The sequence below is a fragment of the Shewanella sp. ECSMB14101 genome (assembly GCF_000773485.1).
GTDB lineage: Bacteria > Pseudomonadota > Gammaproteobacteria > Enterobacterales > Shewanellaceae > Shewanella > Shewanella marisflavi.
In genome coordinates this window covers 19,283-27,369 of record NZ_JSFF01000020.1, presented here as the reverse complement: position 1 = coordinate 27,369, position 8,087 = coordinate 19,283, and the positions used below count along the sequence as shown (strand labels likewise).

Annotated in this window: 7 protein-coding genes; 4 read left to right on the top strand and 3 right to left on the bottom strand. The window is 45.5% G+C overall.

Annotation, left to right across the window (positions count from 1 at the left end):
- Nucleotides 1-63: 63 nt before the first annotated feature.
- Nucleotides 64-252: a hypothetical protein gene (locus NY07_RS19630; RefSeq protein ID WP_140946928.1), complete on the bottom strand. Its 189-nt coding sequence runs from the start codon at nucleotides 250-252 to the stop codon at nucleotides 64-66.
- 189 nt (nucleotides 253-441) lie between these two features.
- On the opposite strand from NY07_RS19630, the gene NY07_RS19045 reads away from it, so the two are divergent.
- The 4 genes from NY07_RS19045 to NY07_RS14640 are packed head-to-tail and all read left to right on the top strand — an operon-like array spanning nucleotide 442 to nucleotide 5,897.
- Nucleotides 442-1,299 (top strand): hypothetical protein, encoded by an 858-nt coding sequence (locus tag NY07_RS19045; RefSeq protein WP_052125761.1) that lies wholly within the window; start codon nucleotides 442-444, stop codon nucleotides 1,297-1,299.
- Between the two features lie 2 nt (nucleotides 1,300-1,301).
- On the top strand, nucleotides 1,302-1,931 hold the full coding sequence (locus NY07_RS14650) for a hypothetical protein (protein ID WP_033540101.1): 630 nt from the start codon (nucleotides 1,302-1,304) through the stop codon (nucleotides 1,929-1,931).
- 13 nt (nucleotides 1,932-1,944) lie between these two features.
- The gene (locus NY07_RS14645; protein ID WP_033540100.1) at nucleotides 1,945-5,181 is read left to right on the top strand and encodes a type I restriction endonuclease subunit R; all 3,237 of its coding nucleotides are present in this window, start codon (nucleotides 1,945-1,947) and stop codon (nucleotides 5,179-5,181) included.
- Nucleotides 5,182-5,183: 2 nt separating this feature from the next.
- A complete protein-coding gene (locus NY07_RS14640) occupies nucleotides 5,184-5,897 on the top strand; it encodes a M48 family metallopeptidase (protein ID WP_052125758.1) in 714 nt (237 codons plus the stop codon).
- 337 nt (nucleotides 5,898-6,234) lie between these two features.
- On the opposite strand, the gene NY07_RS14635 is transcribed toward NY07_RS14640, so the two are convergent.
- Together NY07_RS14635 and NY07_RS14630 are read right to left on the bottom strand one after the other, a co-directional pair.
- The gene (locus NY07_RS14635) at nucleotides 6,235-6,501 is read right to left on the bottom strand and encodes an Lpp/OprI family alanine-zipper lipoprotein (RefSeq protein ID WP_028762277.1); all 267 of its coding nucleotides are present in this window, start codon (nucleotides 6,499-6,501) and stop codon (nucleotides 6,235-6,237) included.
- Between the two features lie 224 nt (nucleotides 6,502-6,725).
- Nucleotides 6,726-7,952 (bottom strand): multifunctional CCA addition/repair protein, encoded by a 1,227-nt coding sequence (locus tag NY07_RS14630; protein WP_033540099.1) that lies wholly within the window; start codon nucleotides 7,950-7,952, stop codon nucleotides 6,726-6,728.
- Between the last annotated feature and the right edge of the window lie 135 nt (nucleotides 7,953-8,087).

The window sequence follows — 8,087 nt, the reverse complement described above, 5'->3', positions numbered from 1 at the left end:
GACTTCTTTAGCCGCACTATTTTTATGCGTTTGACAGTGTCGGCTGTGCCTTTGGAAAGCATGCTATTTGCCTGCTTGCTTGCCATTGCCAGAGTTCTTAGCCGCTGCGCTTTGAGCTTTTGCTGCAAAGCTGCCTTTCGCTACATTGCCACTGCCTTGCTTTGCTGTAGAGCTTTGAATGCGAGCGGCTGCTGCTGGTGTCATTGGGGTTTTGTTAGTACTCATTTTTATATCTCCAAATTTAAGTTTCATTAGCAGGAGCCCCTGCCAACGAGAGAGATAATGGCAAACTTTTTTTAGCTTGCAGTGGGGGGGAGATTGTCCAAATAGCAATTATTTGAAACTTTTTAAAATCCTGGGAGCAGTTTAGCTTTCTCGGTGTTGAACTGTGTGTAATATTGCTTAACGATAATATGGATTTGAAGTTAAGGGACTATTCATATGCTAAAAGCGATTCTGCACGGTAAGGCTGGACGCGTTGACCTCAACGAAGGTGAGTCGGTCAGTTGGTCTAGCTTGTTTAAAGCTCGTGAAGATTTGCTTACCTCTTCGGTATTTGAGCGCTTTGCTTATTTGTCTTGCTCCCTGCAAGACTACCTGTTAACTCGATGCTTCGAGAATTCCCATGGCGCGACCCCAGATAGCTTTGGTGAGTTTGAAGGGATTACTTATTGGCCTCGATTTACTCATGAGCATGAGGCTGGCAGTAACCAAGTAGAACCCGACTTAATCATCCACTTTGACCAATGCAATATCATTGTTGAGGTCAAGCCACCAGCTGGTGGAAATCAATACTTTGGTCAATGGAAGAAAGAGATAGAGTCATTTCTGCAATCCAACAGCGACCATGAGAAGGCTTTGTACTTTCTTGCTATCGGGCGTATAGGGCAGGCTGATGCTAAGTGCTGGGCTGGGGAGTTATTGCAGGAGTTTGATGAGTTAAAAGGGTTGGCAGCTTTGGAGTGGAAGGACGTTAGCTCGCATATAATGGAAATCACTCATATAGGCAGCCCTGCGCTTGAACCATTCATAACCAAACAAGACGGGTGTATTTTATTGGATATATTGGAGGGGCTAGGTCTTTATGGCTTGCAAACGTCTCCCTTCAAGTGGTCGCATTTTATTCCTTATCCTTTACCTAAGTTAACTCTAGAACATCGCTTATTACAGTCTATTTCTCTTAACGCTACTAATATCGTCGTAGCTCCTCTATCGATGAGTGAGCTACTGGCTAATACGTTTCAACCTCTCGACCTGCAGTCGATTCAACCTTATCTAAAGAACGATATAAAGGAATAGTCATGACTAATGAAATGGATGAACTCTTTTCTCAAGTTCGCACCGCGCACCGTCTACTCGCTGCGTATTATCAACGCTTGCTACCAACCATTGAAAAGATTGCTCTCGAATCAGATACCGAGTTTTATTTTTGGGCTCCACAACGTTTCTCATCACCGGGACAAAGTAATTCAAACCCTTTTAAAAAGTGGCAATGGGATATGCTTCCAGGTGTCGTGACACGTTATGTTTTCAAGAATGTAGCTGACATAAATCAAGTGACTAAGGGTGATTACATTCTTGAGTTTATTGTGATCAATGACTCCGGTGTCAACGATGAGCAGTGCCGTGGACAGCCAGATGCTTTAAACCTAAAAGTGGCTGTAGCTGATGCTAAAAGTGACTTAAGAGTTGCCATTTATCGAGCGCTTGAAGATGTGAAGACTGATTTCTATCAGGAGTGGGAAGCTGGTCGTTACCCTGATTACAGTGAAGCTGTTGATATTGAAATTGATAATAAATTTGCAAAATATGGCTTTGAAATACCATTAGAGTCGTTAATGACTGAATGCGGTGTCGCTTCAATAAAAGAGACGATTGGGCATTATCTTGCTAAAACCAAGCAAGTAGAGCTGCCCGCTCATATAAAGTGAGTCCTGAAGATAAATGCAAAATGACGAATTTAACAAAGTAGAAGCCCCTGCTATTGAGCAGTTAGTGAGCCTTGGTTGGCGCTATATTCCTGGCAAGGCATTGTCTCCTGATCATGTTGCTATCGATGGCAACCCCGAGAGAACTTATCTGCGTGACGTGGTGCTAGTTAAGCGCCTTGAAGCTGCGATTAAGCGGATTAACCCTTGGATAAGTGATGAGAACTTACGTAAGGTCTCGCGTGAAGTAACACACCCCAACTTTGCTGCGTTAATGGAGTACAACCACGCCTTTTATCAAACTTTGGTGAGTTACCTATCGGTAGAGCAGGATTTAGGTAAAGGGCGCAAAGGGCAAACGGTTAAGCTGGTGGATTTTGAACGACCAGAAAACAATGAATTTATCTGTACTAATCAGTTAAAAGTGGAAGGTGTTAATCAGAAGATTATTCCAGACATTATCTGCTTTGTTAATGGTATCCCTCTAGCCGTTATTGAATGTAAGTCACCCTATATATCTAGCCCCATGAGTGAGGGAATCAATCAGCTACGCCGTTATGCGAATTTACGCCATAGTGAAGATAATGAGGGGGCTGAAAAGCTGTTTTGGTATAACCAGCTAATGGTGTCTACCTGTCGTGATCAAGCTAAAGTCGGCACAATAAGTTCAAGCGCACAGCATTATGGCGATTGGAAGGATGCTTTCCCTTTCAGTGACGAACAGCTAGCACAGCAGTCGTTGCAGAATAAAATAGTCGGTTTACATTCTCGAATTAAGATTGAGCTTCCTGATGACGCGATTCAAAGTAAGGTCGATTTGGTTGATAGACCGTTACAAGTGGCTGAGCCTATAGCGAAATATCAACAGCCTTCACATCAGTATGACGAGCTTCTGGCGAGCTACGAAACGCCAACCCATGTGACAGCGCAGCAACGGTTGCTTGCGGGTATGTTTAGCACGGCTAACTTTCTCGATATTCTGCAAAACTTTATTTTGTTTGAAATCGATGATGGTCGGTTGATTAAGAAGGTGGCGCGTTATCAGCAATATCGTGCAGTGAACAAGGTCATAGAACGTCTAAAACATGGCTCAGACAGAAAAGAAAAGTCTGGGGTGGTTTGGCACACTCAGGGGAGTGGGAAATCACTGACCATGGTTATGTTAGCGGTGAAGATGCGCCGTGACCCAGAGCTGAAACAGTACAAGCTAGTTTTTATTACCGATCGTACTCAGCTTGATGAGCAGCTTTCTAATACTTTTCGTGATGCACAGGGGGAAACCGTCTATAACGCGGGCTCTGTAGCTCAGCTCAAAGAGCTGCTCAAGAAGGATAGCTCAGATTTAGTCACTGCCATGGTACAAAAGTTCTCTGACCTGGAGAAGGAGCAAGCAAAGCAAAAAGGCGTTGCTGCTGGTTTTACCGATCTTAACCCTAGCGACAAGATTATTGTGCTTGCCGATGAAGCGCACAGAACGCAATTTGGCGGCTTGGCGATGACCATTAATGCGGCGTTGCCAAATGCGCCAAAGATTGGCTTTACTGGAACGCCATTACTCAAAACCCAGAAGATGGGGCAAGCCTTTGGTGGTTATATCGATGAATACAAGATTAACCAAGCGGTAGAAGACGGCGCAACGGTTAAGCTGTTGTACGAAGGACGTGAAGTGCTCTCAGAAGTCGCAGGGGAGTCACTGGATAAGCTATTTGAAGAATACTTTGGTGAGTACACAGCGGAAGAGCAGCGTGAAATTAAAAAGAAATACGGTGTGGAGCGTGCAGTACGAGAAGCGCCAGCCCGTATTCGCTGGGTCTGCATAGACCTGCTTAAGCACTATAGGGAGCATATTCGCCCCGATGGTTTTAAAGCGATGATAGTAGTGGGGAGTCGCCATGCGGCTGCCATCTTTAAGCAGACATTAGATGAGTTGGGGGCGCCGCCGTCCGAAGTGATTATCTCTGGCGACCATAACGACAAAGCTTATATCGCAAAGTACACAGATAAGGTTCATCAAAAGAAAGTTATCAGTAACTTTAAAAAGCCTTTCGGTATCGATAAGCAGGGTACTGAAGAGAAGAATAAGAAATTTGATAATACCGCCTTTCTAATAGTTAAAGACATGCTACTTACAGGCTTTGATGCGCCAATTGCACAGGTGATGTATATCGACCGTAAGTTACAAGACCATACTTTGATGCAAGCCATTGCCCGAGTGAACCGTACCTACAAAGGTAAAAACTGTGGCTATGTCGTCGATTACTATGGTTTGGCGACTCATCTAACTGAAGCCTTAGAGCTGTTTAGCAGTGAAGATGTTGAGGGGACGATTCAAAGCTTGAAAGATGAGATCCCTAAGTTAAAGGTTAAACACACTCGTGCTATGTCATTTTTTAAGGACATGAAGAGCCGCGATATTGATGAGTGCGTATTGGTTTTAAAAGACGAGGCTGTTCGAGCTCAGTTCGATATGGCATTTAAGCAGTTTGCCAAGCAGCTGAATGTGATTTTGCCTGATGCCGCAGCAGCCCCTTTCATCCCTGATATGAAGTTTCTGGGTAAAATCCATAATGCATCTAAAACCCTGTATCGTGACGCAGGTTTGGACATGCATGAAGTTGGTGAGAAGGTTCGGCAGCTGGTGGATGAGCATATTCTGAGTACTGGAGTCGACCCTAAAATTCCGCCCGTTGATCTGTTGGCTGCTAACTTCAAAGAGAGCATTAAGCCTAGTAAGTCTGACGAGTCTAAGGCATCGGAAATCGAAAGTGCAATTAAGCACCACATCACGATTAACCTCGAAGAAGACCCCGAATACTATCGCTCTTTGAGTTTGCGTTTACGAGACATTATTGAAAAGACCCATGGAAAGTGGGAGCAACAGCTGGAATTGTTATTGGCGTTTGCCAGTGATATCGGTAATGCCCATCAGCAAGCGGCTAAAGATGTTGGATTAAGCGAAACAGAGTACGCGTTTTACGGTATTTTGATGGCTGAAGTGACTCAAGTCCGTGACGGAGATGTGATTGATGAAGCTGTTCACGATGCTATTAAGGTAATGACACAATCATTAGTCACCATGCTCGATGAGGCGACCGATATCATCGACTTCTTTAGTAAGGGGGATGAGATTAAGCGAATGCAAAAAGAGATTAAGCGAGCCGTTTTAGATCAGCCCTTCGGCGATAAAGCACTTGTAGGTGTTCTGCAAGACCGCTTTATGGAATTGGCAAAGAAAAAGTTCGGGAATAAGTAGCGGTGAAGGCTGTGATCCCTGAGCAAGTTGAAATTAAAGGACTCTGTGTGGATGTTGTCCGTACCAGCAGGACCAAAACAGCCTCTATTAAGGTCGACGATGGTTTGGTTTCTGTCGTGGTGCCAAAAACATTGGAAATTGAGCGTATCGAGCAGCTGGTGGCTGACAAGTATCTTTGGGTAATCCAAAAGATTGCACTGCATGAAGAGTCAAAGCCTGCCAGTGATAGGGCGTTTGTTTCTGGAGAAGCCTACGCTTACTTAGGACGTAATTATCGCCTTAAGGTGGTAACAGGAGCCTACAGTCCGGTAAAGCTTATTCAAGGGCGCTTGGTCGCTACGCTGCCTGATGGCGCGAAGCGCAGTAACTTAGTCCGAGACGCTGTGATCCGTTGGTATAAGCTCAACGCCTTACGGAAGATTAAAGAGAAGGTGAGGCGCTATTCAAAGGTGATGAGCTTAGAGCCTAAATCTATCAATATTAAAACATTCAAGAGCCGCTGGGGGAGCTGTAGTCCTAAGGGAGAACTCGATTTTAATTGGATTATTGTGATGGCTCCTAACCGTGTAGTTGATTACGTGGTGATCCATGAGCTGTGTCATCTTAAACAGCTCGATCACTCTCCAAAGTTTTGGAAAGAAGTAGAGCGAGTCATGCCTGACTACGCTGAGCACAAAGAGTGGTTGAGGCTAAATTCTTTAAAGCTCTTTTTGTGATCCACCAGCATACTCTGTCAAAACGAAACGGAAAAGGATCACTTTTCTAAAATCGTATGATTATGAATTTTATCCATTTATCTGGTTTTGAGTGTTAGGTGTCGGATGAGCATTTTGGATCACTATTTAGAGCTGAGGGGATAAATAGCGAAGTAGCGATGGATAGGCCGAGAATACTTTGCTTCAAGGCGCTAAAAAGTCATTTTGCTTAGATATTGAATGGTGGAAAAAATTAAGGCTTGGTTAGGTGTGTGTCACTATGCGTGTCACAATTAGTCACCTTTAACCAAGCCTTATAAGTTAACTTATTGATAAATAAGTTTAACTTATAGACAAATTACTTCTTGTAAGAAGAAGCGATGTTGTCGATGCGATCGTTAGCACGCTTAGCTTCAGCTTGTGCGTCCATAGCAGCAGCTTTTGCATCTTTAACGTCTGCAGAAAGAGCGCCTTGCTCAGACTTAAGAGAGCTAACTTCAGCTGACAATTGATCAACCTTGTTGCCTAGGTTCGCAACGCTTTCTTCTAGAGCAGTAGTGTTCGCGCAACCACCAAGAAGGGCAGTCATTGCTACGCCAGCAATCATCAGTACTTTTTTGTTCATTGGGAAATCCCTTTAAATAAGTTGGATTGAGTTGGAGCAGCCGAAAAGTACAACTGCAACTGGTTAATTATGTCATAGCTATTTTATTTTGCTATGAATTTCCACCCTAAGGCCGTAATACAATATCTCATGAGTATCCAAAATCAAGTTTGTCGAGCTTTTTTGCCTAAATTTTGGCTAGTCGTCACTAAATATTAACTTTCCTTTATCGTTACATTTGCTTTCTAGGGCTGGCTGGCCTTGTGCTCACTAATCAGAGTGACGCGGCGTTTTTGCAATTCGGCTTTGATTTCAGCACCTTTGAATCCGGCTTCTATGATGGGTTTGATCTCGACGCCCTGAGCGAGTGTAAAACAGTGCCGAATGTAGTCTGCTTGGGGGTATGGCATCTGCTCCAGCCCTGTGCGTCCTTTGATATCAGCTTCACAGGCCAGTAGCAGTTGCTCCAGTCGCTCAGGCTTACGCCACAGGTCTGCCTTGTCGAATAGCTTGACTAAGGTCTCAGGCCTTAGTTCGAAGGCTTTGTGGACATTCTGATGCTGATCGCTCACCAAGAGCGCCAGATCCCGGTAGTCGTTGGGGACGCGAATGCGCTCGCACAGGGCCCTGATGAGCGGCAGTCCCTTCTGTCCATGACCATGGTGCTTAGGAAGTTGATCCTTGGGTGACAAGGCCTTACCAAGATCATGCACTAAGGCCGCGAAACGCACGCGTTTATCTTGGCTGAGGTGCGCTGCCTGCTCCAGTGCCATCAGGGTGTGAATGCCGGTATCTATTTCTGGATGCCACTTTTCGGGCTGGGGGATACCGAACAGCGCCTCTAGCTCGGGAAAAAGGATGCCCAGGGCGCCCGCCTCTCTGAGCACCTCGAAAAACACCTGAGGCGCTTCTGTACTCAGGGCTTTGTCCAGCTCCTGAAAAATTCGCTCCGCGGTCAGGGCCTCTAACTCACCACTCTTGGCTATTTCTTGCATCAAGGCCAAGGTTTCGGGAGCAACACTAAAGTCTAAAGAGTGAAAGCGGGCGGCGAAACGGGCCACTCGCAGTACTCGTAGAGGGTCTTCAACGAATGCCTGGGAGACATGTCTGAGTAGGCGCTTGTCGATGTCGGCCTGACCGTCGTAGGGGTCATACAGTTGGCCCTGCTCGTCCTGAGCGATGGCGTTAATGGTGAGATCCCGTCTGAGCAGATCTTCTTCTAAGGTAACATCCGGCGCTGCATAGACGCTAAAGCCGCCATAGCCTAGCCCTGTCTTACGCTCGGTGCGCGCCAGGGCATATTCCTGCTGGGTCTTAGGATGGAGAAAAACAGGGAAGTCTTTGCCCACCTGTTTATAGCCTTTGGCAAGCATCTCTTCTGGGGTCGCGCCTACCACCATGTAGTCACGATCTTTTATGGGAATGTTGAGTAACTGGTCGCGGACGGCGCCGCCAACTAAATAGGTCTTCACGTATCACCAAAGCGTCTCTTTAAATCTATGTGGTTAGCTTATCATGGCATGGCAGCTAAGCCTTACTGTTTCGCCTCTGCGTGGCCGCAATTATTTGGGGGGAAGTTTTGACAACGTCTCCCCTAGGGATTAATT